This is a genomic window from Pseudomonas sp. TWI929 (genome assembly GCF_039673335.1).
In the GTDB taxonomy this organism is placed as follows: domain Bacteria; phylum Pseudomonadota; class Gammaproteobacteria; order Pseudomonadales; family Pseudomonadaceae; genus Aquipseudomonas.
On sequence record NZ_JBDJLK010000026.1, the window covers coordinates 33,822 to 60,816 of the forward strand.

Annotated in this window: 25 protein-coding genes; 11 read left to right on the plus strand and 14 right to left on the minus strand. The window is 62.8% G+C overall.

The annotated features are described in order from the left end of the window. Window positions 1-130: 130 nt before the first annotated feature. Both ABE456_RS13290 and ubiA read left to right on the plus strand, forming a co-directional pair. Window positions 131-688, plus strand: a complete 558-nt coding sequence (locus ABE456_RS13290) for a chorismate lyase (protein ID WP_346644319.1) — start codon at window positions 131-133, stop codon at window positions 686-688. Further along, complete coding sequence (gene ubiA, locus ABE456_RS13295; protein WP_346644320.1) at window positions 688-1,578, plus strand: 4-hydroxybenzoate octaprenyltransferase; 891 nt, start codon at window positions 688-690, stop codon at window positions 1,576-1,578. Before ABE456_RS13290 ends, ubiA begins: the two co-directional genes overlap by 1 nt. 100 nt (window positions 1,579-1,678) lie before the next feature. Here ubiA and ABE456_RS13300 read toward each other — a convergent pair whose 3' ends face one another. Continuing rightward, entirely contained in the window at window positions 1,679-2,050 is a 372-nt protein-coding gene (locus ABE456_RS13300; protein ID WP_346644321.1) for a hypothetical protein, read from the minus strand. A 173-nt stretch (window positions 2,051-2,223) separates the two neighbouring features. Here ABE456_RS13300 and phoB point away from each other — a divergent pair, with 173 nt between their 5' ends. From phoB to ABE456_RS13315, 3 genes are all read left to right on the plus strand, one after another. Beyond that, window positions 2,224-2,913, plus strand: a complete 690-nt coding sequence (gene phoB / locus ABE456_RS13305) for a phosphate regulon transcriptional regulator PhoB (RefSeq protein WP_003253341.1) — start codon at window positions 2,224-2,226, stop codon at window positions 2,911-2,913. Between the two features lie 48 nt (window positions 2,914-2,961). Next, window positions 2,962-4,269: a phosphate regulon sensor histidine kinase PhoR gene (gene phoR / locus ABE456_RS13310; protein ID WP_346644322.1), complete on the plus strand. Its 1,308-nt coding sequence runs from the start codon at window positions 2,962-2,964 to the stop codon at window positions 4,267-4,269. Between the two features lie 182 nt (window positions 4,270-4,451). After that, window positions 4,452-5,792 (plus strand): hemolysin family protein, encoded by a 1,341-nt coding sequence (locus tag ABE456_RS13315; protein ID WP_346644323.1) that lies wholly within the window; start codon window positions 4,452-4,454, stop codon window positions 5,790-5,792. Window positions 5,793-5,825: 33 nt separating this feature from the next. Here the strand turns inward: ABE456_RS13315 and ABE456_RS13320 are convergent, their stop codons facing one another. From ABE456_RS13320 to ABE456_RS13355, 8 genes are all read right to left on the minus strand, one after another. Further along, the gene (locus tag ABE456_RS13320; protein ID WP_346644324.1) at window positions 5,826-6,722 is read right to left on the minus strand and encodes a peptidoglycan DD-metalloendopeptidase family protein; all 897 of its coding nucleotides are present in this window, start codon (window positions 6,720-6,722) and stop codon (window positions 5,826-5,828) included. A 197-nt stretch (window positions 6,723-6,919) separates the two neighbouring features. Then, window positions 6,920-7,807, minus strand: a complete 888-nt coding sequence (locus ABE456_RS13325; RefSeq protein ID WP_346644325.1) for a response regulator — start codon at window positions 7,805-7,807, stop codon at window positions 6,920-6,922. A 166-nt stretch (window positions 7,808-7,973) separates the two neighbouring features. Next, the gene (gene phoU / locus ABE456_RS13330) at window positions 7,974-8,744 is read right to left on the minus strand and encodes a phosphate signaling complex protein PhoU (protein ID WP_346644326.1); all 771 of its coding nucleotides are present in this window, start codon (window positions 8,742-8,744) and stop codon (window positions 7,974-7,976) included. 188 nt (window positions 8,745-8,932) lie between these two features. After that, window positions 8,933-9,766 (minus strand): phosphate ABC transporter ATP-binding protein PstB, encoded by an 834-nt coding sequence (gene pstB / locus ABE456_RS13335; RefSeq protein ID WP_346644327.1) that lies wholly within the window; start codon window positions 9,764-9,766, stop codon window positions 8,933-8,935. Window positions 9,767-9,838: 72 nt separating this feature from the next. Further along, complete coding sequence (gene pstA / locus ABE456_RS13340; RefSeq protein ID WP_346644346.1) at window positions 9,839-11,455, minus strand: phosphate ABC transporter permease PstA; 1,617 nt, start codon at window positions 11,453-11,455, stop codon at window positions 9,839-9,841. A gap of 71 nt (window positions 11,456-11,526) precedes the next feature. After that, a complete protein-coding gene (locus ABE456_RS13345) occupies window positions 11,527-13,815 on the minus strand; it encodes a phosphate ABC transporter permease (protein WP_346644328.1) in 2,289 nt (762 codons plus the stop codon). A 139-nt stretch (window positions 13,816-13,954) separates the two neighbouring features. Next, complete coding sequence (locus ABE456_RS13350; RefSeq protein WP_060499691.1) at window positions 13,955-14,953, minus strand: phosphate ABC transporter substrate-binding protein PstS; 999 nt, start codon at window positions 14,951-14,953, stop codon at window positions 13,955-13,957. A gap of 236 nt (window positions 14,954-15,189) precedes the next feature. Then, a complete protein-coding gene (locus ABE456_RS13355; protein ID WP_346644329.1) occupies window positions 15,190-16,479 on the minus strand; it encodes an MFS transporter in 1,290 nt (429 codons plus the stop codon). 361 nt (window positions 16,480-16,840) lie between these two features. Between ABE456_RS13355 and ABE456_RS13360 the strand changes: the two genes are divergently transcribed. Together ABE456_RS13360 and ABE456_RS13365 are read left to right on the plus strand one after the other, a co-directional pair. After that, window positions 16,841-17,239 carry an acyl-CoA thioesterase gene (locus tag ABE456_RS13360; RefSeq protein WP_003253317.1) on the plus strand — a complete coding sequence of 133 codons (399 nt, stop codon included), beginning with the start codon at window positions 16,841-16,843 and terminating at the stop codon, window positions 17,237-17,239. Between the two features lie 71 nt (window positions 17,240-17,310). Further along, window positions 17,311-18,207: a D-hexose-6-phosphate mutarotase gene (locus tag ABE456_RS13365; RefSeq protein WP_346644330.1), complete on the plus strand. Its 897-nt coding sequence runs from the start codon at window positions 17,311-17,313 to the stop codon at window positions 18,205-18,207. A 128-nt stretch (window positions 18,208-18,335) separates the two neighbouring features. On the opposite strand, the gene ABE456_RS13370 is transcribed toward ABE456_RS13365, so the two are convergent. From ABE456_RS13370 to ABE456_RS13390, 5 genes are all read right to left on the minus strand, one after another. Continuing rightward, complete coding sequence (locus tag ABE456_RS13370; protein ID WP_346644331.1) at window positions 18,336-18,869, minus strand: DUF3299 domain-containing protein; 534 nt, start codon at window positions 18,867-18,869, stop codon at window positions 18,336-18,338. A gap of 48 nt (window positions 18,870-18,917) precedes the next feature. Continuing rightward, window positions 18,918-19,163 carry a GlsB/YeaQ/YmgE family stress response membrane protein gene (locus ABE456_RS13375; protein WP_346644332.1) on the minus strand — a complete coding sequence of 82 codons (246 nt, stop codon included), beginning with the start codon at window positions 19,161-19,163 and terminating at the stop codon, window positions 18,918-18,920. A 96-nt stretch (window positions 19,164-19,259) separates the two neighbouring features. After that, a complete protein-coding gene (locus ABE456_RS13380) occupies window positions 19,260-20,342 on the minus strand; it encodes a 5-(carboxyamino)imidazole ribonucleotide synthase (RefSeq protein WP_346644333.1) in 1,083 nt (360 codons plus the stop codon). A 10-nt stretch (window positions 20,343-20,352) separates the two neighbouring features. Continuing rightward, window positions 20,353-20,844 carry a 5-(carboxyamino)imidazole ribonucleotide mutase gene (gene purE / locus ABE456_RS13385; RefSeq protein ID WP_003253304.1) on the minus strand — a complete coding sequence of 164 codons (492 nt, stop codon included), beginning with the start codon at window positions 20,842-20,844 and terminating at the stop codon, window positions 20,353-20,355. Between the two features lie 171 nt (window positions 20,845-21,015). Beyond that, entirely contained in the window at window positions 21,016-21,948 is a 933-nt protein-coding gene (locus ABE456_RS13390) for a LysR substrate-binding domain-containing protein (protein WP_346644334.1), read from the minus strand. Between the two features lie 182 nt (window positions 21,949-22,130). Here ABE456_RS13390 and aspA point away from each other — a divergent pair, with 182 nt between their 5' ends. The 4 genes from aspA (at window position 22,131) to ABE456_RS13410 (ending at window position 26,992) form a co-directional block, all read left to right on the plus strand. Further along, window positions 22,131-23,555 (plus strand): aspartate ammonia-lyase, encoded by a 1,425-nt coding sequence (gene aspA, locus ABE456_RS13395; RefSeq protein ID WP_346644335.1) that lies wholly within the window; start codon window positions 22,131-22,133, stop codon window positions 23,553-23,555. 181 nt (window positions 23,556-23,736) lie between these two features. Further along, a complete protein-coding gene (locus ABE456_RS13400; protein WP_346644336.1) occupies window positions 23,737-24,729 on the plus strand; it encodes an AraC family transcriptional regulator in 993 nt (330 codons plus the stop codon). 116 nt (window positions 24,730-24,845) lie between these two features. Continuing rightward, entirely contained in the window at window positions 24,846-25,889 is a 1,044-nt protein-coding gene (locus tag ABE456_RS13405; RefSeq protein ID WP_346644337.1) for a histone deacetylase family protein, read from the plus strand. Continuing rightward, a complete protein-coding gene (locus tag ABE456_RS13410; RefSeq protein WP_346644338.1) occupies window positions 25,889-26,992 on the plus strand; it encodes a polyamine ABC transporter substrate-binding protein in 1,104 nt (367 codons plus the stop codon). Before ABE456_RS13405 ends, ABE456_RS13410 begins: the two co-directional genes overlap by 1 nt. Window positions 26,993-26,995: the final 3 nt, after the last annotated feature.

Consider the following 26,995-nt stretch of genomic DNA (forward strand, 5'->3'; position numbering starts at 1 on the left):
CGGGCATGTCCGCGAAAGGGCCGACGCGCAATTCATGGGGGGCTTTGTAGCGGCCCTGTCCCCAGTATGCAAGCAGTCGGGGCAATCATGCTAAGCTCGCCGCCTCTCTGGTTGTAACAAGCAGACCGACGTGTCGTACGAATCCCCGCAAGCAGCCGCTGTCGCGTGGCTGCCGTATTCACAGCTGGCCATCGACATCGACCAGCCTACCCTTGACTGGCTGTTCGACGAGGGCTCGCTGACCCGCCGCCTGACCCGCCTGTCCAACGATCACTTCTCCGTCACCCCGCTGTTCGAGGGCTGGCAGCCGCTGCGCGATGACGAATGCCAGGCTCTGGGCATCGCTGCCGGTGCCGAAGGCTGGGTGCGCGAGGTGTACCTGCGTGGCCATGGCCAACCCTGGGTGTTCGCCCGCAGCGTGGCCAGCCGCAGCGCCCTGGAGCGCGGTGGGCTGGACCTGGAAACCCTGGGCAGCCGCTCGCTGGGCGAGTTGCTGTTCTGCGACCAGGCATTTATCCGCCACCCGCTCGAAGTGTGCAGTTACCCACAGGCCTGGCTGCCGCCCGAAGCCGCCCATGCGGCGCTTTGGGGCCGCCGCTCACGCTTTGAGCGTGGCGGCCTGGACCTGCTGGTGGCAGAAGTGTTCCTGCCGGCATTGTGGCAAGCGGCCAAGGAGGAAAACCGCTGATGTACCTGCAACTGCTCAAGTCGCTCAACCGCCTGCATCCGCGGGCCTGGGACTTCGTCCAGCTCAGCCGCATGGACCGGCCGATCGGTATCTACCTGCTGCTATGGCCGACCCTGTCGGCGGTGTGGATCGCCGGCAACGGCTCACCCACCCTGGCCAACGTGCTGATCTTCGGCCTCGGCGTGGTGCTGATGCGCGCTGCGGGTTGCTGCATCAACGACTTTGCCGACCGCAAGGTGGACGGCCACGTCAAACGCACCGCCGACCGCCCCCTGGCCAGTGGCCGGGTGCGCCCACGCGAGGCGCTGGCGCTGTTCGCCATTCTGGTCGGGGTAAGCTTCCTGCTGGTGCTGTGCACCAACAGCCAGACCGTGTGGCTGTCATTTGGCGCGGTGGCGCTGGCGTTCTGCTACCCATTCATGAAGCGCTACACCTATTACCCGCAGGTGGTACTGGGGGCGGCGTATTCCTGGGGCATTCCCATGGCCTTCACTGCCGCCGGTGGCGAGCTGCCGGCCAGCGCCTGGCTGCTTTATATCGCCAACCTGCTGTGGACAGTGGGTTACGACACCTACTACGCCATGGTCGACCGTGATGACGACCTGAAGATTGGCGTGAAGTCGACGGCGATTTTGTTCGGCGAGGCTGACCGAACCATCATCCTGACCCTGCAGCTGCTGTCACTGGGCTGCCTGCTGCTGGCGGGTAGCCGCTTTGACCTGGGTGGCTGGTTCCACCTGGGGCTGTTGGGTGCAGCGGCGTGCTTTGCCTGGGAGTACTGGTCGACGCGCAAGCTGGACCGGGAATCGTGCTTCAAGGCGTTTCTGCACAACCACTGGGCGGGGTTGCTGGTGTTCGTCGGGGTGGTGCTGGATTACGCACTGCGCTAAAGCTCACCGCCCTGTGGGAGCGGGTTTACCCGCGAATGCGATGTTCGCTACACCGCAGCATTCGCGGGTGAACCCGCTCCCACAGGGCCACATTTCGGCCTTACGGCTTGGCAACGTGCCAGACGTCTTTCATACCGTCACCGGTCATGTCACCGGCCTTCTTGTCTTTGATGAACGTATACAGCGGCTTGCCGTCATAGGCCCACTGCTTGGTGCCATCATCGCGCATCACCACCGTCCACTTGTCCTTGGCCGGTTCGTCATCGGCCTTGACCATCAACGGCGGCCAGTTCTTCGCGCATTCGCCATTGCACATCGACTTGCCACCTGCATCCTTGTCAAAGGTATACAGGGTCATGCCGGCATGATCGACCCACATGCCGCCCTTCTCCGTGGCATGGTGGGCCGACGCCACCCCCGGGAGCGCCAGCGCAGCGAAAAGGGCCATCCAGCTCAGCGTTTGTCGTGTCATTGGATTCACCATTGTTTCGGGGGGAATTGAGTTCAGGTTGCCACAACCGCGGCCCTTTCAAGCCTAGTTCAGTCACGGAATGTCGCCAGAACGGCCAACACCCTGTCACACAGCTGCAATAATTCCGTTATCTAATGCGGGCCAAGACACCGTATCCAGGAGAGGTTTTGAGCATGGTTGGCAGGAACATTCTGATCGTCGACGACGAAGCGCCTATTCGCGAGATGATCGCCGTTGCCCTGGAAATGGCCGGCTATGACTGCCTGGAAGCGGAAAACTCTCAACAGGCCCACGCGATCATCGTCGACCGCAAACCGGACCTGATCCTGCTCGACTGGATGCTCCCGGGCACCTCCGGCATCGAGCTGGCCCGCCGCCTCAAACGCGATGAGCTGACCGGCGACATCCCGATCATCATGCTCACTGCCAAGGGTGAGGAGGACAACAAGATCCAGGGCCTGGAAGTGGGCGCTGACGACTACATCACCAAGCCGTTCTCGCCGCGAGAACTGGTAGCGCGCCTGAAAGCCGTGCTGCGCCGCACTGGTCCGAGCGACAGCGAGGCACCGATCGAAGTCGGCGGCCTGCTGCTCGACCCGATCAGCCACCGCGTGACCATCGACGGCAAACCGGCCGAGATGGGCCCCACCGAATACCGCCTGCTGCAGTTCTTCATGACCCACCAGGAGCGCGCCTACACCCGTGGCCAGCTGCTCGACCAAGTGTGGGGCGGCAACGTGTATGTCGAGGAGCGCACCGTCGACGTGCACATCCGTCGCCTGCGCAAGGCGCTGGGTGAAGCCTACGAAAATCTGGTACAAACCGTCCGGGGCACTGGCTACCGCTTCTCGACCAAGAGCTGATCGAGTTCAAAAGCGCCAAGCTGCACGTTGTTGTACAAGGACCGTCAATTGAACCAGAACTGGCACGCGACCCTGATTCGCCACCTGCTGCTGCTGATCACCGTCTGCCTGATCGGTGGGCTGATCAGCGGCTATTATGGCTGGAGCCTGGCCATCGGCCTGGCGCTGTACCTGGGTTGGACCCTCAAGCAACTGCTGCGCCTGCACGACTGGCTACGCAACCACCAACCTGACGAAGCACCGCCCGATGGCTATGGCCTGTGGGGCGAGGTGTTCGACAGCATCTACCACCTGCAACGCCGCGACCAGCGCGTGCGCGGCCGCCTGCAGGCGGTGATCGACCGGGTGCAGGAGTCCACCGCCGCGCTGCGTGACGCCGTGATCATGCTCGACAGCGACGGCAACCTGGAATGGTGGAACCGTGCCGCCGAGACCCTGCTGGGCTTCAAGACCCCTCAGGACGGCGGCCAGCAGGTGACCAACCTGGTGCGTCACCCGCGCTTCAAGGAGTACTTCGAGGCGGAGAACTACCTTGAACCGCTGGAAATCCCCTCGCCGATAAACGACCGCATGCGCGTGCAGCTGCACATCACCCGCTACGGCAACAACGAGCACCTGATGCTGGTGCGCGATGTCACCCGCATCCACCAGCTGGAACAGATGCGCAAGGACTTCGTCGCCAACGTGTCCCATGAGCTGCGCACACCACTGACGGTGATCACCGGCTACCTGGAAACCCTGCTGGACAACGTCGAAGACGTGAACCCGCGCTGGGGCCGGGCGCTGCAGCAGATGAGCCAGCAAGGCTCGCGCATGCAGACCCTGCTCAACGACCTGCTGCTGCTGGCCAAGCTGGAAGCCACCGACTACCCATCGGACAACCAGCCAGTTGCGGTCGATGCCTTGCTCGCCGCGATCAAGAACGACGCCCAGGCCCTGTCTGGGCCACGCAACCAGCGCATCACCCTCGAAGCCGCGCCTGGCGTGAAGCTGAAAGGCAGCGAGTCGGAGCTGCGCAGTGCCTTTTCCAACCTGGTGTTCAACGCAGTCAAGTACACCCAGGACGAAGGCAGCATCCGCATCCGCTGGTGGGCCGATGCCCAGGGCGCGCACTTGTCGGTACAGGACTCGGGGGTGGGTATCGACGCCAAGCACCTGCCACGCCTGACCGAACGCTTCTACCGGGTGGATTCCAGCCGTGCGTCGAATACTGGCGGCACCGGGCTGGGGCTGGCGATCGTCAAGCACGTACTGATGCGCCACCGCGGCAAGCTGGAAATCAGCAGCGTGCCGGGGCATGGCAGTACCTTTACCTGTCACTTTGCGCCGGCACAATTGGCTAACGGCAAGGCCTGAAGGGGCCAGGTTGTCGCCGACCTTGTGGGCGCTGGCTTGCCGGCGATGGGCCGCAAAGCGGCCCCAATGAATCCAGCACCCTTTGCTTTTGCGGCCCCAGCCGCTACATTGGATCCCCTGTGCCAGCAAGAGCTGGCACTTTTTTTCTCTCTCTCAAAGACGGACCCCGTAAAAACTCCATCATGGACCCTTCCCCTGGTATCAGCCTCACCTCGCTATTCGCCGATTTCGGCATGATCATCTTTGCCTTGCTCCTGGTGCTGCTCAACGGCTTCTTCGTTGCTGCCGAGTTCGCCATGGTCAAGCTGCGCGCCACCCGCGTCGAGTCCATCGCCGAGCTGCATGGCTGGCGTGGCAGCATCCTGCGCAAAGTGCACAACCAGCTCGACGCCTACCTGTCGGCCTGCCAGCTGGGCATCACCCTCGCCTCCCTGGGCCTGGGCTGGGTCGGCGAACCGGCCTTTGCCCACCTGCTCGAGCCGCTGCTCGCATACTTTGGTGTCGACACTCCCGAGCTGATCAAGGCGATCTCGTTCTTCGTCGCCTTCTTCGTCATCTCGTACCTGCACATCGTGGTCGGCGAGCTGGCGCCCAAGTCCTGGGCGATCCGCAAGCCCGAGCTGCTGTCGCTGTGGACCGCTGTGCCGCTGTACCTGTTCTACTGGGCGATGTACCCGGCCATCTACCTGCTCAATGCCAGCGCCAACACCATCCTGCGCATTGCCGGCCAAGGCGAGCCTGGCCCGCACCACGAGCACCACTACAGCCGTGAAGAGCTCAAGCTGATCCTGCACTCCAGCCGTGGCCAGGACCCGAGTGACCAGGGCATGCGCGTGCTGGCTTCGGCCGTGGAAATGGGCGAGCTGGAGGTGGTCGACTGGGCCAACTCGCGCGAAGACATGGTCAGCATCGACGCCCATGCGCCGCTGAAGCAGATCCTGGCCCTGGTGCGCCGTCACAAGTTCAGCCGCTACCCGGTGTACGACGCCGAGCGCGAGGATTTTATCGGCCTGCTGCACATCAAGGACTTGCTGCTGGAGCTGGCCGAACTGGAGCACCTGCCCGAAACCATCGACCTGGACGACCTCGCCCGGCCGCTGGAACGCGTGTCGCGGCACATGCCGCTGGCACAACTGCTGGAGCAGTTCCGCAAAGGTGGCGCGCACTTCGTGCTGGTGGAGGAAGCCGATGGCAAGGTTATCGGCTACCTGACCATGGAAGACGTGCTGGAAGTGCTGGTGGGCGATATCCAGGACGAGCACCGCAAGACCGAGCGCGGCATCCTCGCCTACCAGCCGGGCAAACTGCTGGTGCGCGGCGACACGCCACTGTTCAAGGTCGAGCGCCTGCTGGGTATCGACCTCGACCACATCGAGGCAGAAACCCTGGCAGGGCTGGTCTACGAGACACTCAAGCGCGTGCCTGAAGAAGAGGAAGTGCTGGAGGTCGAAGGGCTGCGCATCATCATCAAGAAGATGAAAGGGCCGAAGATCGTGCTGGCCAAGGTGCTCAAGCTGGATTGAGGACCATGGGCCTGCAAAGCAGGCCCGACAATCTCAAGGGTTACCCGCAGTAAAGTCGGGCAACCCGCTGATCGGCCTGTCGAACCGGTAAGGTATCGATTCCAGCGCCAACCCCACATTGCGCTGCACCACGAAATGCAGGTGCGGCCCGGTGCTGTTGCCGGTATTGCCCGACTTGGCCAGCATCTGCCCCTGGCGTACCCGCTGCCCCTCTGCCACCACCACCGAGCCGCGCATCAGGTGCAGGTACACGCCCATGGTGCCGTCCGGGTGCAAGATCCTGACAAAGTTGCCCGACGGGTTGGGCTCGCGTCCGCTCTGGCTGTTCTGCGTCTTCACCACCACCCCTTCCCGCGCCGCAATGATCGTGGTGCCTTCTGGCATGGCGATGTCCATGGCGTAGCGCCCTTTCGGCCCAAAATGGCTGACACGGCCATTAGGGCCTTGGGTTACACGAAACGGCCCACCAATCCACGGGAACGCATAGCGGAAGCCTAGCGGCCGCTTGCCCGGGTCCCCCATGGCCTGCAGCAGGGTTGAACGGTAGTTCAGCAGCAGGCCGGGCCGCCCCCTGAGTACGCTGAGCATCTGCGTGGTGCGCGGTGGTAGCAGCCGGCGCACGATACGCGGTGCATCACCGCCCTGCGCGTTAACCAGGTTGTCCAGGCGCAGCTCCACTTCCACCGGCACATGCAGCTCGTTGCGGGCCGAGAAGCTCACGCCACCGTCGAACGTTTTCGCGTTCAGCAGTACCTGGCCTTCAAGCGTTTCGACCATGGGTTCACGGAGCACCAAGGGTTTGGCGCCGGGGCCAGGCCGGTCGGAATAGGAAATGACACCGGACTCGTCGGTGATCTTGTAGAGGGTCACACCCAGGCTCGACGCCGAGGCCATGAGCAATGCACAGAACAGCAGCAGGCGCGCGGGCATGATAGTGGCTTTTTGACAGTTATGATTTGTCGAAGCCTAGCAGCGGGTTTGCTGGCGGGTATTGCAGTTGGTCGGATGGCTCAGGGCTGCGCAGCAGCCCCAGGATTTTTGCATCGCCGCATGAATTGCTGGGGCTGCTTTGCAGCCCTTTCGCGACACAAGGCCGCTCCTACACAAAGCGCGGTGTGAGGCTGGGGTCAAGCACCCGGGGTGAAGTGCTTCTGCGCAGTCCCGCGGGCAATCAGCCGCGACAGGTAGTCGAGTTTCTGCGCATCCTGGTCGACGAACTTGAACGTCAGTTGCAGCCAGTCACTGTCGGGCTTGGGCTCCAGCGCCGCGACGGCATGCAGGTAGCCGTTCAGGCGGGCGACTTCGGCGCTTTCGCCCTGCTCCAGGTCCAGCACCGCGCCTTCCAGCACCTGCGGTAACGCTTCGCCACGGCGCACCACCAGCAGCGCTTCCTTCAGGCTCAACGCCTTGATCACGCACGGCTGCATGCCGCTGGCCAGGCGCAACTGGCCCTGGCCACGGCCGGTTGGCGCGGCGGTTGGCGTGGGTGCAGTGACCAATGGCTTGGCCGGCGCCGGTGCGGGCGCAGTCACCTTGGCCACTTCCGGCTTGCCGGCGGTCAGCGCATTCAGCGAATCGTTGGCAAACGCCGAGTTGACCCGCGCCGGGCCGATGGCCATCAGGCTGTCGAGCTTGCCGATCTTGGTCAGCGCCTTCTTCACCTTGGTCAGCAACTGCTCGTTGGTGAATGGCTTGCCGACAAAGTCGGAAACACCCGCCTGGATCGCCTGAATGACGTTTTCCTTGTCGCCACGGCTGGTCACCATGATGAACTGCAGGTTTTTCAACGCAGGCTGCTGACGGCACCAGGTGAGCAGTTCCAGGCCTGACATTTCCGGCATCTCCCAGTCGCACAGGACCAGGTCGAACACTTCCTTGCCGAGCATGGCCATGGCCTTGCGACCATTGACGGCGTCGTCGATGGCCATACCCGGGAAGGCATTGCGCAGGCACTTGCGGACCAGGTCACGGATAAACGGGGCGTCATCAACGACCAGCACATTCACTTTACTCATCGATACTCCTTTTGAATCCCGACTAGCCTACTGCCAATTAATGGCCATTTGCTACAACCCTCGGCCACGCCGGGACTTCTTCACATCGTTCGCGGGTGCCTGCCGGCTCCTCGACCGCAAACGAAAACGCCCGGCCAAGGCCGGGCGTCGATGCTCGGGAGCAACCTTACTTATCGTCAGGTTCGCCCGGAACATTAGCCTTTTCGCCGTCGGCGACAGCGGTACCCTGCACTTCTGCAGTCATGCGCTTAAGGCCCATGTGGCGCACGTCGGTGCCGCGCACCAGGTAGATCACCAGCTCGGAGATGTTGCGTGCATGGTCGCCGATACGCTCCAGCGAGCGTAGCACCCAGATCACGCTGAGCACCCGCGAGATCGAGCGCGGGTCTTCCATCATGTAGGTCACCAGCTCACGCAGGGCAGTCTTGTACTCGCGGTCGATGGTCTTGTCGTACTGGGCCACCGACAGCGCCAGGTCGGCGTCGAAGCGGGCAAAGGCGTCCAGCGCATCGCGCACCATGTTGCGCACCTGGTCGCCGATATGGCGCACCTCGACGTAGCCACGCGGGGATTCGCCTTCCTCACACAGCTGGATGGCACGGCGGGCGATCTTGGTCGACTCGTCACCGATGCGCTCCAGGTCGATCACCGACTTGGAGATGCTGATGATCAGGCGCAGGTCGGAGGCCGCCGGCTGACGACGGGCCAGAATGCGCAGGCACTCTTCGTCGATGTTGCGCTCCATCTGGTTGATCTGCTCGTCAACCTCGCGCACTTGCTGGGCCAGGCCCGAGTCGGCTTCGATCAGCGCGGTAACGGCGTCGTTGACTTGCTTTTCAACCAGGCCGCCCATGGCCAGCAGGTGGCTGCGCACCTCTTCGAGCTCGGCGTTGAACTGCTGGGAAATGTGATGTGTAAGGCTTTCTTTGTTGATCATCGTTCGCTCCGCGAAGAAGCTGCAAGCTTCAAATTGTTCGTCTTGTTCCCTGGCGCCGCCCCAGCATGAAAACCCTGTGGGAGCGGGTTCACCCGCGAACACCGGCGAAGCCGGTGCCAGGCACCGAGCCGCCTGCTTCGCGGGTAAACCCGCTCCTACAGGGGCCAGGTGCTCATCACGAGCGGCGCTTAGCCGTAGCGACCGGTGATGTAGTCTTCGGTCTGCTTCTTCGCCGGGTTGGTGAACAGGGTGTCGGTATCCCCGAATTCGACCAGTTTGCCCATGTACATGAACGCGGTGTAATCCGAAACACGGGCCGCCTGTTGCATGTTGTGGGTGACGATGACGATGGTGTACTTGGATTTCAATTCGTAGATCAGTTCTTCGACCTTCAGGGTCGAGATCGGGTCCAGTGCCGAGCACGGTTCGTCGAGCAGCAGCACTTCCGGCTCCACGGCGATGGTACGGGCGATCACCAGACGCTGCTGCTGGCCACCGGACAGGCCCAGTGCCGAATCGTGCAGACGGTCCTTGACCTCGTCCCACAGCGCCGCGCCCTTCAGTGCCCACTCAACCGCTTCGTCGAGCACACGCTTCTTGTTGATGCCCTGTATGCGCAGGCCATAGACCACGTTCTCGTAGATGGTCTTGGGGAACGGGTTGGGCTTCTGGAACACCATGCCCACACGGCGACGCAGCTCGGCCACGTCTTCGCCCTTGCGGTAGATGTTGTTGCCGTACAGGTTGATGGCACCTTCCACGCGGCAACCGTCAACCAGGTCGTTCATGCGGTTGAAGGTACGCAGCAGGGTCGACTTGCCGCAGCCGGACGGGCCGATGAAGGCGGTCACACGCTGCTTGGGGATGTTCATGCTGACGTCGAACAAGGCTTGCTTGTCGCCGTAGAACAGGCTCAGGCCAGGCACTTCGATGGCCACGGTTTCTTCGGCCAGGCGCAGGCTCTGCTTGTTGCGGCCCAGGGCAGACATGTCGATGCCGTGGGTATGGGAATCTTGCTGCATGGTCAACTCCATACGCTATCTATTCGTTTCAAAGGGCCGCCCGGCTTGCGGGCGGCACGCTTGCAATCAGGGTCAGCTGTCCAGCGCCTTGTACTTCTCGCGCAGGTGGTTACGGATCCACACCGCCGAGAGGTTGAGGGCTGCGATCACCAGTACCAGCAGCAGCGCCGTGGCATAAACCAGCGGCCGCGCGGCTTCGACGTTGGGGCTCTGGAAGCCGACGTCATAGATGTGGAAGCCCAGGTGCATGATCTTCTGGTCCAGGTGCAGGTACGGGTAGTTGCCGTCCACCGGCAGCGATGGCGCCAGCTTCACCACACCCACCAGCATCAGCGGCGCCACTTCACCGGCGGCACGGGCCACGGCGAGGATCATGCCGGTCATCATCGCCGGGCTGGCCATGGGCAGGACGATCTTCCACAGGGTCTCGGCCTTGGTCGCGCCCAGCGCCAGCGAACCCTCGCGCACGGTACGCGGGATACGCGCCAGGCCTTCTTCGGTGGCCACGATTACCACCGGCACCGCCAGCAGCGCCAAGGTCAGCGATGCCCACAGCAGGCCCGGGGTACCCAGGGTCGGCGCCGGCAGCGATTCGGGGAAGAACAAACGGTCGATCGAGCCACCCAGCACGTAGACGAAGAAGCCCAGGCCGAATACGCCGTAGACGATCGCCGGTACACCGGCCAGGTTGTTCACCGCAATGCGGATCAGGCGGGTCACCGGCCCCTGCCGGGCATATTCGCGCAGATAGACGGCAGCCAGCACACCGAACGGGGTGACGATCACGGCCATGATCAGGGTCATCATCACGGTACCGAAGATGGCCGGGAAGATGCCGCCTTCGGTATTGGCTTCACGCGGGTCGTCGCTGAGGAACTCCCAGACCTTGGCGAAGTAGGTCCCCAGCTTGGTGAATGCGGACATGCCATTCGGCTGGATGGCGTGCACCACCTTGCTCAGGTTGATTTCCACTTCACGACCGTTGCCATCGCGGGCCACCAGGCTGTCGCGGGAAAAGGCCTGGTGCAGGCCGCTGAGGCGGTCTTCGATGGCCTTGTAGCGGCTGTTCAGCTCGGCGCGGTCGGCATCCATGTCGGCCTGGGCGGCGGCGTCCAGCTTGCCGTCCAGTTCCAGCTTGCGGGCATGCAGGCGCAGGCGCTCAAGGCCATGGTTGATGGCACCGATGTCCTTCTTCTCCAGCTGCTGCAGCTCGCTGTTGAGCTGGCTGGCACGTTTGAGGCGGGTTTGCAGCTCGTTCCAGGCGGCAGGGCCCTCGGCAACCACGCGGCCTTCTTCCTTGACGCTGACCAGGTAACCGTAGAAGTTGCCCCACTCGCGGCGCTCCAGGGCAATCAGGTCGGCCGGGCGCTTTTCGTCGACCAGCCAGTCGCCGACCACCCAGGTGAAGTCGCTGCCGTTGAGGTCGCGGTTACCCACCTTGATCAGCTCGCGGGTCATGAACTCCGGGCCCTGGTCAGGTACCGGCAAGCCGGCGCCCTTCAGGCGGGCACGGGGTACCTCTTCCTTTTGTACCACCTCGCCGATGACAACGTGATCAGCTTGGCCCGGCACCTTGTAGGTGGCCTGGACAAGATCGGCCGGCCAGAAGTGGCCCAGGCCACGCACGGCGATCACCGCCAGCAGGCCAACGGTCATGATCACCGCCATGGCCACCGCGCCGCCGCTCATCCAGACGCCTGGGGCGCCGCTCTTGAACCAGCCTTTTAGGGAATCCTTTTTCACGGATCGCTACCTTTCTATCAAAGCGACGAGTATTTCTTGCGCAGACGCTGGCGAATCAGCTCGGCCAAGGTGTTCATGACAAACGTGAACATCAGCAGCACCAGGGCGGCCAGGAACAGCACGCGATAGTGGCTGCCACCAACTTCCGATTCCGGCATTTCCACGGCCACGTTGGCAGCCAGGGTGCGCATGCCCTCGAACAGGTTCAGCTCCATCACCGGGGTGTTGCCGGTGGCCATCAGCACGATCATGGTCTCGCCCACCGCTCGGCCCATGCCGATCATCAGCGCCGAGAAAATACCTGGGCTGGCGGTAAGGATGACCACGCGGGTCAGGGTCTGCCAGGGCGTCGCCCCCAGCGCCAGGGAGCCCAGGGTCAGGCTGCGTGGCACGCTGAACACGGCGTCTTCGGCAATCGAGTAGATGTTGGGGATGACCGCGAAGCCCATGGCGATACCCACCACCAGGGCGTTGCGCTGGTCGTAGGTTATCCCCAGGTCATTGGTGATCCACAAGCGCATGTCGCCGCCGAAGAACCAGCTTTCCAGGTGTGGGCTCATGGTCAGGGCGAACCAGCCAGTGAACAGGATGACCGGGATCAGGATCGCAGCTTCCCAGCCATCCGGCACACGCAGGCGGATCGACTCTGGCAGGCGGGTCCAGGTGAAGCCGGCCAGCAGGATACCGAATGGCATCAGCAGGAACAGGCTGAACACACCCGGCAGGTGGCCTTCCAGGTACGGGGCGAGGAACAGGCCGGCGAAGAAGCCGAGGATCACCGTCGGCATCGCTTCCATCAGTTCGATCACCGGCTTGACCTTTCGGCGCATGCCCGGGGCCATGAAGTAGGCGGTGTAGATGGCGGCGGCAATGGCCAGCGGGGCCGCCAGGATCATCGCGTAGAACGCGGCCTTGAGGGTACCGAAGGTCAGCGGCGACAGGCTCAGCTTGGGCTCGAAGTCGGTGTTCGAAGCGGTCGATTGCCAGACGTATTTCGGCTCGTCGTAGTTCTCGTACCACACCTTGCCCCACAGCGCGCTGAAGGAAATTTCCGGGTGCGGGTTGCGCAGGCTCAGCCGCAGCAGCTTGCCGCCTTCTTCGATGATGATGCGGTTGGCACGTGGCGACAGGGCCAGGATACCCGGGCCTTCGGCAGCCGGCTCGACCAGCAGGGTACGGTGCGCGGTGCTGTGGAACACGCCCAGCTTGCCTGCGGCGTCCAGGGCGATGAAGCCCTTGCGGCGCTCCTCGGCATCGACCTGCACGATTGGCGCATTGCCCATCTGGAAGGTACGGATCTGCTTGAAGCGCGATTCGCCATCCGGGTCGCGGGCCATGAACCACTGGGCCAGGCCACCTTTGGAGTCACCGATGATCAGCGAGATGCCACCGACCAGCTGGGCTGTGGCGGTGATTTCGGTGTCGGCACTTTCCGACAGCTTGTAGCGGCCATTGAGGCTCTTGTCGCGCAGGCTGAACACGTCCGCAGTAGCGCGGCCGTTGATCACGTACAGCCATTGCTGACGCGGGTCGATGAAGATGTTCTTCACCGTTTCGGTCATCTGCGGCAATGCGATGCGGTTCTGCTCGGTGGTGACCTCTTCGGTCATCATGTTTTCCGTGCGGGTCAGCTCGACCACCTGCAGGTGCGCGCCGGTGGACCCGGCCAGCAGCAGGGTATCGCCATTGACGTTGACGCTGACGTGGTCCAGCGCACGGCCCTGTTCATCGAGCACGAACGGCTGCTCGCCGTACGGGTAGTCGATGCCTGGGGTGATGGTTTTCTTGTTGTCCGGGTAGGTGATCTTGTAGGTGTGGTGGAACACCAGCGCCTGGCCATTGGACAAGCCCAGCACCACCAGCGGGCTACCCGGCTGATCGGCACTGATCGACGTGACCTGGGTGTCTGCCGGCACCGGCAGGTCGACACGCTTGAGCTCGCTACCGGTCTTGGTATCGAAGAACAATGCCTGGCCCTTGTCCGAAACACGCATACCCACCAGGTTCTGCTCTTCAAGCGCGATCATCAGCGGCTTGCCGGCATCCTGCTGCAACCAGGTCGGCGCCAGGGCTTTCTTACTGGTCAGCTCGGCGCCCTGGAACAGTGGCAGCACCACGTAGGCCAGGTAGAAGAAGATCAGGGTGATTGCCGCCAATACGGCAAGCCCGCCCACCAGTACATACCAGCGGGTCAGGCGGTCCTTGAGCGCGCGCATGCGGCGCTTGCGTTGCAACTCGGGCGTATTGAAGTCAATGCGCACGGGTTGGGAGTTTTGGGTCATGTTGGAATTGGCCAGATCATTCATGCGCACACCCTAGCGGTCCCGTGTGACAAAAACATTACAAAGTGGTGACGCACGAAAGCCCGCCGCACAGGGAGCCTGGCTTCGGGCTGGAAACTCGTGGAAGAGGCCGGGCATCAGCTCCGGCCGCCCCCTCAGTTACTTACTTTTTTGCGACGTTACCGGCGTGCGACAGGCCCAGGTCAGCCAGGGTCTTGTCGACGACTTTGGCCGGCAGCGGGATGTAGCCATCCTTCACCACGACCTGCTGGCCAGCTTGCGACAGCACCAGCTTGACGAACTCGGCTTCCAGCGGGGCCAGAGGCTTGTTCGGGGCCTTGTTGACGTAGACGTACAGGAAGCGCGACAGCGGGTAAGTGCCGTTGAGGGCGTTGGTTTCGTTGTCTTCAACGAACTCGCCGCCTTCTTTCTTGGCCAGGGCTACAGTCTTGACGCTGGCGGTCTTGTAACCGATGCCAGAGTAGCCGATGCCGTTCAGCGAGGAGCTGATCGACTGCACGACCGAAGCCGAGCCAGGCTGTTCGTTGACGTTAGGCTTGAAGTCGCCTTTGCACAGGGCTTCTTCCTTGAAGTAGCCATAGGTGCCCGATACCGAGTTGCGGCCGAACAGCTGGATTGGCTTGTTGGCCAGGTCACCGGTCACACCGACGTCACCCCAGGTCTTGATCTCGGCCTTGCCACCGCACAGGCGAGTGGAAGAGAAGATGGCGTCAACCTGGGCCATGGTCAGGCCTTTGATCGGGTTGTCCTTGTGTACGAACACTGCCAGGGCGTCAACGGCGACCGGGATGGCGGTCGGCTTGTAGCCGTATTTCTGCTCGAAGGCTTGCAGCTCGACATCCTTCATCTTGCGGCTCATCGGGCCGAGGTTGGCGGTGCCTTCGGTCAGCGCGGGTGGCGCGGTGGAGGAGCCGGCAGCCTGAATCTGGATGTTTACGTTCGGATATTCCTTCTTGTAGGCCTCGGCCCACAGAGTCATCAGGTTCGCGAGGGTATCGGAACCGACGCTGGAGAGGTTGCCCGATACACCGGTGGTCTTGGTGTAGGTCGGGATCGCAGGATCGACAGCGGCTACCGCGTTGGCGGTTGCAACGCCAGCGGCGGCAAAGGTAAGGGCCGCCATCAAACGCTTCAGTTTCATGCCTTGCTCCTAGCAGGAATATTGGGGTGTTGGATGGAACGGACCCAAGTATCGATAGGCCGCATGAATACGATATGACTTGAATGTGACAATTGGATGAAAGGCCATCACTGAAAGCAGGCCCGCCCTCTTCACGGCTAAAGCCGCTCCCACAGGTACTGTGCCAACCCTGAGGCCTGTGCACTTCCCTGTAAGAGCGGCTTTAGCCGCGAAGAGGCCTGCAGACGTGGCGCAGATCAGCGCTTGTTGGCGAGCAGGTACAGGCCCACGGCCAGACCAACGGCACACAAGCCTGCCACATAGTAGGCAGGCGCCATCGGGCTCACCTTCAGCAGCGCCGTAACTACCATTGGCGTCAGCCCGCCGAAGATGGCGTAGGCGACGTTGTACGAGAACGACAGGCCACTGAAGCGCACCACCGCCGGGAACGCCTTGACCATTACATAAGGCACTGCACCAATCACGCCCACGCACAGGCCGGTCACCGCATACAGCGGGAACAGCAGCTCTGGCCGGGTAGGCAGGCTGTGATAGAAGGCCCAGGAACTGGCCAGCAGCAACAGGCTGCCGATCACGAACACCCGGCCCGCGCCAAAGCGGTCTGCCAGGCTGCCAGCGCCGATGCAGCCGAAGCTGAGCAGCACGATCGCCAGGCTGTTGGCCTTGAGCGAATCGGTGGGACTGATGTGGTAGATGCTCTGCAGCAACGCCGGCGTCATCAGGATGACCACCACGATGGCGGCCGACAGCATCCAGGTCAGTAGCATCGACAGGATGATCGCACCGCGATGGTCACGCAGCACGGCGCGCAGCGGCAATTCCTCGGCCAGCGCCTTGCGCTGCTGCATCTCGGCGAACACCGGGGTTTCGTGCAGCCAGCGGCGCAGGTACACCGAGAACAGGCCGAACACACCGCCGAGCAGGAACGGGATACGCCAGGCGTAATCGGCCACTTCTGCCGCGCTGTAGACACTGTTGATCAGGGTCGCCACCAGCGAGCCGAGCAAGATGCCCGCGGTCAGGCCGGCAGTGAGGGTGCCGCAGGCGTAGCCGGTGTTGCGCTCTGGCACGTGCTCGGAAACGAACACCCAGGCGCCCGGTACCTCGCCACCGATCGCCGCGCCCTGGATCACGCGCATCAGCAGCAACAGGACCGGCGCCCACATGCCGATCTGCGCATACGTCGGCAGCAAGCCCATGACCAGCGTTGGCAGGGCCATCATGAAGATGCTAAGGGTGAACATCTTCTTGCGCCCGAGCAGGTCGCCGAAGTGGGCCATGATGATGCCGCCCAGCGGCCGCGCCAGGTAGCCGGCGGCGAAAATGCCGAACGTTTGCATCAGCCGCAGCCACTCGGGCATGTCGGCCGGGAAGAACAACTTGCCGACCACCGTGGCGAAGAACACAAAGATGATGAAGTCGTAGAACTCCAGCGCGCCGCCCAGAGCGGACAGTGAGAGGGTCTTGTAGTCACTGCGGGTCAGCGGCCGCGAGGGCTGCTCGATACTGCTCGGCACGGAAGTCATCGCTCGTTGTTCTCTTTGTAGGGCATGCAGGCCGCTTGGCGCGCGGCTTCTGGATTGGGAGACAGGCGAAGATAGCAAATTGCCGAGCCGCGCTGAAAGCGATACAAAAACCACACAGATATTCATGAATGCGCGGTCGTCGCTGGCCGTTATGCTCTATATACTGGCAATTCGTAGGAAACGGTTGCTCCTAACGTAGGATGTTGTGCGAAAACGCCGGTCTTTATTGTCAGACGGTTTCGCAGAGTTTCCCTACGGCCGCCCAGTGAAACGAAATCGGCGTAGTATGTTTCAAGCTGAATCGTTTACCCGGCCTTTGCGCCACACCAACGAAAGCGTCACGGGTCAGAGGCCCCATCGCATGATTGAGCTCGAACAAGAAGATCCTATCCCGCAAGGCGACCTGGCCTTGCAGATCACCGCGCTGCCGCGTGAAACCAACGGCTTTGGCGACATCTTCGGCGGCTGGCTGGTTGCCCAGATGGACCTGGCGGGCACCGCCATGGCCAGCCGTGTCGCTGGCGGCCGAGTCGCCACCGTTGCCATCGACCGCATGGCCTTCCTGGTGCCGGTCGCGGTAGGTGCACAGCTGTCATTCTATACCCAGACCCTGGAAATCGGCCGCAGCTCGATCCAGATGATGGTCGAAGTGTGGAGCGATGACCCGTTGTCCAGCGAATGGCGCAAGGTGACCGAAGCAGTATTCGTCTTTGTCGCCATCGACGGCAGTGGCCGCACCCGCTCCGTGCCTCGTCGCTGAGCCTCGCCGGCGGTAAACTCATTGCATGTGCCCGGGTCCAAGGCCCACTGGCAATCAATGAGACGAATGCAATGGCTACCTACCAGGTCGTAACCGAGCAACATGGCGAACTCAACTGCTGGCGTATCAGCAGCGACCGCGCCGAACTCCTGATCGCCCAGCAGGGCGCGCAGATCCTCAGCTACCAGCGGGTGGGCGAGCCACCGCTGCTGTGGCTGAGCGACCAGGCCATCTTCCGCAAGGGCAAGTCGGTACGCGCCGGGGTACCGGTGTGCTGGCCGTGGTTTGGCAACTTGCAGCGCAACCCAGAGGCCGTGCAGGCCATGTACCAAGGTGAGCAGGCGCCTGCCCACGGGCTTGCGCGTGCACGCGACTGGCAGTTGCTGGGGATCGAGGAAGTGGGCGAGAGCCTGCGGATAGAGTTCGAACTGCCTGAAGCGCAAGGCGACCTGCCCGGCTGGCCGCATGACGTGGAGCTGAAGCTGGTGGTCGAGCTGGGCGAGGACCTCAAGCTGAATCTGACCAGCCGCAACATGGGCAATACCCCGGTTACCATCAGCCAGGCCCTGCATAGCTACTTCGCGGTCAGCGATGTGCGCCAAGCGCGGGTCGAGGGGGTTGAGGGGCTGGGCTACATCGAGACCCTGGCTGACTGGGAACAGCGGCAACAGCAGGGGCCGCTGGGGTTTGCCGGCGAGACAGACCGGATCTACCTGGCAACCCCGCAGACGCTGAGCATTGTCGACCCGCATTGGGAGCGGCGGATTACCTTGACCAGCAGTGGCTCGCGCTCGGCGGTGATCTGGAACCCCTGGACCGAGCGGGCCAAGGAGCTGCCGGATATGGCCGATGACGGCTGGCAGCGGATGCTGTGCATCGAGACGGCGAATGTGTGGGATGACCTGGTGGAGTTGAAGCCTGGGGGCAGTCATTCGCTGAGCGTGGTGGTGGCTAGCGAAGCGCTTTGAGCTGAGGCACCCGGGACCGCTGCGCGGTCCTTTCGCGACACAAGGCCGCTCCTACTGGCGATCGCGTGTCCTTGTAGGAGCGGCCTTGTGTCGCGATGGGCTGCAAAGCAGCCCCTCTTTTCAAGGAATCAGAGGTCAGCGTCCTCCACCACCCTCACCTTCCCCGCATCCAGCGCATAGGCTGCATCGGCCAAATCATTGCTGACCTTCTCCACCTTCAGTTTGCCGCTCACCCACAGCGGTGTGTAGATGTCATCGATCTTCAGGCCTTTGGGGTAGCGCACCAGCACCAGCTGGTTCGGCGGCGGTGGTGGTACGTGTATGCACGCGCCCGGGTACGGCACCAGGAAGAACAGCGTGCTGTTGCCCTTGGCGTCGCTTTCCAGCGGCACCGGGTAGCCACCCAGACGGATGTCCTTGCCGTTCATGGCTGGCACGGTCTTGGTCGAATACATCACCGCCGGCAGTCCTTTGCTCTGCTTGAGGCCGCCCTTGTCGGTAAAGGTGCCCATGGCTTCTGGCGAGTTGTGGTCGATTTCGGGCATTTGCTCGAGCGCCTTCTGGTCCGACTTGGGCATCAGCTCCAGCCAGTCGGTTTCAGGCAATTCGGCATGGGCCAGGGCACTGGCCAAGAGGAGTGGGGCGAGGAAAAAGGCACGCATGAAAATGCTCGGCAACTCGGGTGAATTGCCGGGCATTCTAACCAGTATTCAGCGTTTCTTGATGAATCCGTAAATCAGCAGAAGGATCACCGCACCGACCAGCGCACCAACAAAGCCTGCAGCTTGGCCCGCCTGGTAGATCCCCAGCGCTTGGCCGCCATAGGTGGCCAACAGGGAGCCGGCAATACCCAGCAGGATGGTCATGATCCAGCCCATGCTGTCGTCGCCCGGTTTGATGAAGCGGGCCAGCAGGCCGACGATGAGGCCGATGAAGATGGTTCCGATGATGCCCATGGCAATCCCTCTGCAGTGGAAATGGAACAAGCCAAAGCCTAGACAGCGCTTTGGCTTGTTGCCATCTCTGAGGGCAAACCGCAGAAAGAAGTTCGATCAGTTGCTGATCAGGGCTTCTACTTCGGCAATCTTGCGCTCGAGGGTGGCCATGTCCTGGCAGCGCAGGGTGGCGTGGCCAACCTTGCGGCCGACCTTGAAGGCCTTGCCGTAGTGGTGCAGGTGGCAGTCATCAATGGCGATAACCTTGTCCACGGCCGGCACTTCACCGATGAAGTTGAGCATCGCGCTCTCGCCCACCTTGGCGGTCGAGCCCAGCGGCAAGCCGGCTACGGCGCGCAGGTGGTTCTCGAACTGGCTGCACTCGGCGCCTTCAATAGTCCAGTGCCCGGAGTTGTGCACGCGCGGGGCGATTTCGTTGGCCTTCAGGCCACCGTCAACTTCGAAGAACTCGAAGGCCATCACGCCGACGTAATCCAGCTTTTGCAACACACGGCCGACATAGTCTTCGGCCAGGGCCTGCAGCGGGTGCGCCTGGCTGGCCACCGACAGGCGCAGGATGCCGCTCTCGTGGGTGTTGTGCACCAGCGGGTAGAAGCGGGTTTCGCCATCACGGGCACGCACGGCCACCAGCGACACTTCGCCGGTGAACGGCACGAAGCCTTCCAGCAGGCATGGCACGCTGCCCAGTTCGGCGAAGGTATCGACCACGTCTTCTGGCGTGCGCAGTACCTTCTGGCCCTTGCCGTCATAACCCAGGGTGCGGGTTTTCAGCACGGCCGGCAGGCCGATGCTGGCCACCGCCGCGTCCAGGTCGGCCTGCGAGAGGATGTCGGCGAAGGCCGGGGTGGGGATACCCAGGTCGCGGAACATGCTCTTTTCGAACAGGCGGTCACGGGCGATGCGCAGCGCTTCGGCGCTGGGGTACACCGGCACGAACTGCGAGAGGAAGGCCACGGTCTCGGCCGGCACGCTTTCGAACTCGAAGGTGACCAGGTCGACTTCGTCGGCCAGCTGGCGCAGGTGGTCCTGGTCGCCATAGTCGGCACGCAGGTGCTCGCCCAGCGGCGCGGCGCAAGCGTCTGGCGCCGGGTCGAGGAAGGCGAAGTTCATGCCCAGCGGGGTGCCCGCCAGGGCCAGCATGCGGCCCAGCTGGCCGCCACCGATTACACCGATCTTCATGGGTTGAGCCTCAAGCCTGGCGCGGGTCTGGGTTGTCCAGCACGGTGTCGGTCTGTTCCGTGCGGAACTGCTTCAGTGCCGCGTGGTACTGCGGGTACTTGGCACCGAGGATGCTGGCCGACAGCAGCGCAGCGTTGACTGCACCGGCACGGCCGATGGCCAGGGTGGCAACCGGCACGCCGGCTGGCATCTGCACGATCGACAGCAGCGAATCGACGCCCGACAGCATCGACGACTGCACCGGCACGCCCAACACCGGCAGGTGGGTCTTGGCGGCGCACATGCCTGGCAGGTGGGCTGCGCCACCGGCACCGGCGATGATCACCTCGATGCCACGGCCTTCGGCCTCCTCGGCATACTGGAACAGCAGATCCGGGGTGCGGTGGGCGGAAACCACCTTCACTTCGTAGGGAATGCCGAGTTTTTCCAGCATATCGGCGGTGTGGCTAAGGGTGGACCAATCGGACTTGGAGCCCATGATCACGCCAACCAGTGCACTCATCGTCGAGCCTCTTCGCTTGTGCGCCCTTGGGCGCGTCAAAAAACAACAAGCCACGCGGGACGACCGGCGTGGCTTGTTTGCTGATCAGGACCGGACGCATCCGGTCGAAAGGCCGCGCAGTATACCGTAAGGTGGTGCGTTTAAGGCACCCCGGCGACCAACTGTCGGGCCTTATTTTTCGGGGCTTTGGCTGACTTTTGGGTCAACCGCCGCCGCACCCTCGAGCTTGCGCCACAACAGCCTGACGTTGGCCTTGCGTACCAGGGCGCAGCGGTACAGGCGGATTTCCAGCGGCACATGCCACTGGCTACCGCCGCAGACCGCCAGTTCGCCCCGTTCCAGCTCGCCACGCATCGACAGGCGCGGCACCCAGGCGATGCCCATGCCCTCCAGCGCCATGCTCTTGAGACTGTCGGCCATGGCGGTTTCATACACAGTGGTGTAGCGCAGGTTGCGCTGGCGTAGCAGCAAGTTGACCGAGCGCCCGAGGAACGCACCAGCAGAATAGGCCAGCAACGGCACGCTGCCCTCGCCTTCCAGGTCGAACAACGGCTTGCCCTCGGCATCCACGGCGCACACCGGCAGCATTTCGGTGTTGCCCATGTGCAGCGATGGGAAGATCTCGGCATCCATCTGCAGGGCTGCGTCCGGGTCATAGAAGGCCAACATCAGGTCGCAGCCACCTTCGCGTAATGCATGCACGGCATCCCCTACGTTAGTCGCAACCAGGCGAGTGGCGATGTTCAAACCGTCGTTGCGCAACTGGGCCACCCAACGCGGGAAAAAGCCCGATGCCAGGGAGTGTGCCGCTGCTACCTGCACCACCTCGCCCTGCCCGCCTTCAAGATGATGTAAATGGCGGAGAATTTCGCCCAACTGGTCGACAACCGTGCGCGCCGTGACGAGAAACAGCTGGCCCGCCTCAGTCAGTTCGATCGGCGTGCGGGAACGGTTCACCAACTGCAAACCCAACGCCGCTTCGAGGCTGCGAATACGCCGGCTGAACGCTGGCTGGGTAACGAAACGCCGCTCTGCCGCCTGGGAAAAACTGCGGGTGGCGGCCAGCGCGCTGAAGTCTTCCAGCCATTTGCTTTCAAGGTTCACGAAGCACATCTCCTGGCGTGCACCAAAATGGAACACGCTCGAATGTCAATTGGCGTCACATGAAACACTATGCCGTTTGTGCATAGGTTAGCGTGCAACAGCATTGGCCGCAAAATCACCTTCAGGCCTAGGATTGGCGCCATTCCGGCATGTGCCGGGTCAAAATCGAGATGATATACATCATGTCCTCCGCTGCATCGTTCCGCGTCGAAAAAGACTTGTTGGGTACCCTTGAAGTTCCTGCTGATGCCTACTACGGCATCCAGACCCTGCGCGCTGCCAACAACTTCCACCTCTCTGGTGTTCCGCTGTCGCACTACCCGAAACTGGTAGTCGGCCTGGCGATGGTCAAGCAGGCTGCTGCTGACGCCAACCGAGAGCTGGGGCACCTGAGCGATGCCAAGCATGCTGCCATCAGCGCTGCTTGCGGCCGACTGATCAAAGGCGACTATCACGAGCAGTTCGTGGTCGACATGATTCAAGGTGGCGCCGGTACTTCCACCAACATGAACGCCAACGAAGTCATCGCCAACATCGCGCTGGAGGCCATGGGCCACCAGAAGGGTGAGTACCAGTACCTGCACCCGAACAACGACGTGAACATGGCGCAGTCGACCAACGACGCCTACCCGACGGCCATCCGCCTGGGCCTGCTGCTGGGCCATGACGCCCTGCTGGCCAGCCTCGACAGCCTGATCCAGGCCTTCGCTGCCAAGGGTAAAGAGTTCGACCACGTACTGAAGATGGGCCGTACCCAGCTGCAGGACGCCGTACCGATGACTCTGGGCCAGGAATTCCGCGCCTTCGCCACCACCATGACCGAAGACCTGCAGCGCCTGCGCTCGCTGGCTCCGGAACTGCTGACCGAAATCAACCTGGGCGGTACCGCCATCGGCACCGGCATCAACGCCGACCCTGGCTACCAGGCCCTGGCCGTACAGCGCCTGGCCACCATCAGCGGCCAGCCGCTGGTACCAGCTGCCGACCTGATCGAAGCCACCTCCGACATGGGCGCCTTCGTGCTGTTCTCCGGCATGCTCAAGCGTACCGCGGTCAAGCTGTCGAAGATCTGCAACGACCTGCGCCTGCTGTCCAGCGGCCCGCGCACCGGCATCAACGAGATCAACCTGCCAGCGCGTCAGCCAGGCAGCTCGATCATGCCAGGCAAGGTCAACCCGGTTATCCCGGAAGCCGTCAACCAAGTCGCATTCGCCATCATGGGCAACGACCTGGCCCTGACCGTCGCCGCCGAAGGTGGCCAGCTGCAGCTGAACGTGATGGAGCCGCTGATCGCCTACAAGATCTTCGACTCGATCCGCCTGCTGCAGCGCGCCATGGACATGCTGCGCGAGCACTGCATCGTCGGCATCACCGCCAACGAACAGCGCTGCCGTGAACTGGTCGAGCACTCGATCGGCCTGGTCACTGCACTGAACCCGTACATCGGCTACGAAAACGCCACCCGTATCGCCCGCGTTGCCCTGGAAACTGGCCGCGGTGTGCTGGAACTGGTGCGCGAGGAGAAGCTGCTGGACGAAGAGATGCTCAACGACATCCTGCGTCCGGAAAACATGATCGCTCCACGTCTGGTTCCGCTGAAGGCGTAACCCGGCTGCTGCAAACTGTCTCACCAGGTTAAGGGACTAGACACCTCTCAACCTTTCAAGGCCCGAGCCTATGCTTCGGGCCTTTTTTTTGCCTGATGTATTTTGGGGCCGTAAAGCGGCCCCCGAATATCGGCACACAACTTGCTCCATAATGCGTCCCAGCCCAACGGGATTACCCAGCATGCTGCATAGCCACCTGACCACCCTCAATGCGGTTTCGCTGATCCTCAACGTCTTTCAGGCAGACGGTTGCGAGGCTAAAGCGCTGCTGGCCGGCAGCGGCATTGGCCCGGCAGACCTGGGGCACGCCGATGCGCGCATCACCACCCAGCAGGAGCTGCAGGTGTGCGCCAACGCCGTGGCCCGACGCGAGGACATCGGCCTGGAGCTGGGGCGGCGCATGCATGTGTCATGCTACGGCATGCTCGGTTACGCCTTGCTCTCCAGTGCCACTTTGGGTGACGCCTTGCGCCTGGCGCTGCAGTATCCGGCACTGCTGGGAACAGTCTTCAAGCTGCGCTTGCTCGAGGATGGCCAGCGCGTCTGGTTCAGCGCCAGCGATTACCACGACAGCCCGGCGCTAACCGCTTTCAATGCCGAGTTCTGCCTGGTGTCGCTGAAAGTCATCTGCGATGACCTGCTCGGGCGCCCACTGCCGCTGCTTGGCGCCCGTTTCGAACACCCACGGCCCGGTTACCACGCGCTCTATGCCGGCGCATTTCAGAGCCCGGTCGGTTTCGACGCCGAGGACAATGCCTTTGCCTTCGAGCGGCGCTGGCTGGACATGCCGCTGCCACTGGCCGACCCGATTACCCACAAAGCCATGAGCGAACGCTGCCGGCGCCTGAACCTGGAGTTCACCGGCCGCCAGGCCTGGCTGGGGCGGATTCGCCAGCTGCTGGCGCAACAACTGGACGCAGCACCCGGGCTGGAAGGGTTGGCGCGGCAGATGAACTGCTCGTCGCGCACCCTGCGCCGGCATTTGCAGGCATTGGGCAGCAGTTATCAACAGCTGCTGGATGAGCTGAGGTTCGAGCGGGCCAAGCAGTTGCTGGCTGATGAGCAGATGCCCATCTACCGGATTGCCGAGACCTTGGGGTTCAGCGAGACGGCCAGCTTTCGGCATGCCTTCCAACGCTGGAGTGGTGTGGCGCCCAGCCACTTCCGCGGTTGACCTGTACTGGCCAAAGAGCTTGGCCACATCGATCCCCTTTTGGCCGTTTGCGTCGTTCTCCCCCACTGGCCCGCCCATGACAATGGGCCCATGCCAGTACCCACCGGAGAACAACAATGCTGACGATCTATTCCGATGACCACCGCCTGCACCACGGCCGCTGCGAGCTGATCGACGGCAAGCTGATGCCCTGCTTTGAAATGCCTTCGCGCGCCGACCATGTGCTCGACCAGGTGAAAAAGCGCAACCTCGGCGACATCCAGGGCCCCAGCGACTTCGGCCGCGCGCCATTGCTGCGCATCCACAGTGCCGACTACCTGAACTTCTTCGAAGGCGCCTGGGCGCGCTGGGCCGCACTGGGCCAGGAAGGCGACCTGCTGCCGTTCACCTGGCCTGCACGTACCCTGCGCCAGGTAAAACCCACCGGCCTGCACGGCGAACTGGGCTACTACAGCTTCGATGCCGGCGCACCGATCACCGCCGGTACCTGGCAGGCTGCCTACAGCGCTGCCCAGGTTGCCCTTACCGCCCAGGCCGCGATCCAGCAAGGCGCGCATTCCGCCTTCGCCCTGTGCCGCCCGCCAGGGCACCATGCCGCCGGCGAAGTGATGGGCGGTTACTGCTATTTGAACAACGCCGCCATCGCCGCCCAGGCCTTCCTCGACCAAGGTCGGCGCAAGGTCGCCATCCTCGACGTCGACTACCACCACGGCAACGGCACCCAGGACATCTTCTACAGCCGCGACGACGTGTTCTTCGCCTCGATCCACGGCGACCCGCAAGACGAATTCCCGTTCTTCCTCGGCTACGCCGATGAAACCGGCGCAGGTGCCGGTGTTGGCTGCAACATCAACTACCCATTGCCTGCCGGCAGCGACTGGGCCGCCTGGAGCGCCGCCCTGGAAGACGCCTGCCAGCGCATCGCCAGCTACGACGCCGACGTACTGGTGATCTCGCTGGGGGTGGACACCTTCAAGGACGACCCGATCTCGCAGTTCAAGCTGGACAGCCCGGACTACCTGGAAATGGGCAAGCGCATCGGCCAGCTCGGCAAGCCGACCCTGTTCGTGATGGAAGGCGGCTACGCTGTGGAAGAAATCGGTATCAACGCGGTCAATGTGCTGGAAGGCTTCCAGCGCGCCCAGCCAGGAGCCCGGTAATGGTCCGACTCAAGCGTCTGCTCGCCCCGTTCATCGCTGCCACCCTGTTCACCGGTGCCCTGCACGCTCATGCCGAGCAGCGCACCCTGCGTGTGTATAACTGGTTCGATTACATCACCCCGCAGACCTTGACCGACTTCCAGAAGGGCAGCGGCATCAAGCTGGTATACGACATCTTCGACACCAACGAGGCGCTGGAGGCCAAGCTGCTGACCGGCAACTCCGGCTATGACGTGGTGGTGCCGTCCAACGTGTTCCTCGCCAAGCAGATCGAAGCCGGGGTGTTCCAGCCGCTGGACCGCAGCAAGCTGCCAAACTGGCAACACCTGGACCCGGCGCTGATGAAGCTGATCGAGGCCAACGACCCAGGCAACAAGTTTGCCGTGCCGTACATGTACGGCACCGTACTGATCGGCTTCAACCCGGCCAAGGTCAAGGCAGCACTCGGCGACAACGCCCCGGTGGACAGCTGGGACCTGATCTTCAAGGAAGAAAACATCGCCAAACTCAAGCAGTGCGGCGTGGCCCTGCTCGACTCGCCTTCGGAGATTCTGCCGCTGGCCTTGCAGTACCTGGGCTTGCCGCCGAACAGCGACAAACCGGCTGACTACAAGAAGGCCGAGGAGCTGATGCTGAAGATTCGCCCGCACATCACCTACTTCCACTCCTCGAAGTACATGGCCGACATCGCCAATGGCGATATCTGCGTGGCGGTGGGTTACAGCGGCAGCTTCTCCCAGGCTGCCAACCGCGCCCGCGAGGCGAAGAATGGCGTGGTGGTAGACATGCGCCTGCCCAAGGAAGGCGCGCCGATCTGGTTCGATATGCTGGCCATTCCGAAAAACGCGGCCAACCCGGAAGATGCTCATGCGTTCATCAATTACTTGCTGCAGCCAGAGGTAATTGCGCCGATCAGCGACTTTGTCGGGTACCCGAACCCGAACAAGGACGCGACCGACAAGGTGAACCCGGCGATTCGCAACAACCCCAACCTGTACCCGACGGCAGAGGCGATGGCCAAGCTGTATACCCTCAAGCCTTTGGCGCGGGATGCAGAGCGGGCCAGGACTCGGGCTTGGACGCGGATCAAATCCGGGACCTGAGTT

Bases quoted from the DNA above. Each gene is read 5' to 3' on its own strand.
- ABE456_RS13320 (WP_346644324.1), bottom strand. From the start codon at position 6,722: ATGCCCGCGCGCCTGCTGCTGTTCTGTGCATTGCTCATGGCCTCGGCG.
- ABE456_RS13345 (WP_346644328.1), bottom strand. From the start codon at position 13,815: ATGAATGATCTGGCCAATTCCAACATGACCCAAAACTCCCAACCCGTG.
- aspA (WP_346644335.1), top strand. From the start codon at position 22,131: ATGTCCTCCGCTGCATCGTTCCGCGTCGAAAAAGACTTGTTGGGTACC.
- ABE456_RS13315 (WP_346644323.1), top strand. From the start codon at position 4,452: ATGGACCCTTCCCCTGGTATCAGCCTCACCTCGCTATTCGCCGATTTC.
- ABE456_RS13370 (WP_346644331.1), bottom strand. From the start codon at position 18,869: ATGCGTGCCTTTTTCCTCGCCCCACTCCTCTTGGCCAGTGCCCTGGCC.
- phoU (WP_346644326.1), bottom strand. From the start codon at position 8,744: ATGATCAACAAAGAAAGCCTTACACATCACATTTCCCAGCAGTTCAAC.
- ABE456_RS13405 (WP_346644337.1), top strand. From the start codon at position 24,846: ATGCTGACGATCTATTCCGATGACCACCGCCTGCACCACGGCCGCTGC.
- ABE456_RS13355 (WP_346644329.1), bottom strand. From the start codon at position 16,479: ATGACTTCCGTGCCGAGCAGTATCGAGCAGCCCTCGCGGCCGCTGACC.
- ABE456_RS13380 (WP_346644333.1), bottom strand. From the start codon at position 20,342: ATGAAGATCGGTGTAATCGGTGGCGGCCAGCTGGGCCGCATGCTGGCC.
- ABE456_RS13400 (WP_346644336.1), top strand. From the start codon at position 23,737: ATGCTGCATAGCCACCTGACCACCCTCAATGCGGTTTCGCTGATCCTC.
- ubiA (WP_346644320.1), top strand. From the start codon at position 688: ATGTACCTGCAACTGCTCAAGTCGCTCAACCGCCTGCATCCGCGGGCC.
- ABE456_RS13325 (WP_346644325.1), bottom strand. From the start codon at position 7,807: ATGAGTAAAGTGAATGTGCTGGTCGTTGATGACGCCCCGTTTATCCGT.
- pstB (WP_346644327.1), bottom strand. From the start codon at position 9,766: ATGCAGCAAGATTCCCATACCCACGGCATCGACATGTCTGCCCTGGGC.
- ABE456_RS13410 (WP_346644338.1), top strand. From the start codon at position 25,889: ATGGTCCGACTCAAGCGTCTGCTCGCCCCGTTCATCGCTGCCACCCTG.
- phoB (WP_003253341.1), top strand. From the start codon at position 2,224: ATGGTTGGCAGGAACATTCTGATCGTCGACGACGAAGCGCCTATTCGC.
- purE (WP_003253304.1), bottom strand. From the start codon at position 20,844: ATGAGTGCACTGGTTGGCGTGATCATGGGCTCCAAGTCCGATTGGTCC.
- ABE456_RS13375 (WP_346644332.1), bottom strand. From the start codon at position 19,163: ATGGGCATCATCGGAACCATCTTCATCGGCCTCATCGTCGGCCTGCTG.
- ABE456_RS13350 (WP_060499691.1), bottom strand. From the start codon at position 14,953: ATGAAACTGAAGCGTTTGATGGCGGCCCTTACCTTTGCCGCCGCTGGC.
- ABE456_RS13300 (WP_346644321.1), bottom strand. From the start codon at position 2,050: ATGACACGACAAACGCTGAGCTGGATGGCCCTTTTCGCTGCGCTGGCG.
- ABE456_RS13365 (WP_346644330.1), top strand. From the start codon at position 17,311: ATGGCTACCTACCAGGTCGTAACCGAGCAACATGGCGAACTCAACTGC.
- pstA (WP_346644346.1), bottom strand. From the start codon at position 11,455: ATGAGCGGCGGCGCGGTGGCCATGGCGGTGATCATGACCGTTGGCCTG.
- ABE456_RS13360 (WP_003253317.1), top strand. From the start codon at position 16,841: ATGATTGAGCTCGAACAAGAAGATCCTATCCCGCAAGGCGACCTGGCC.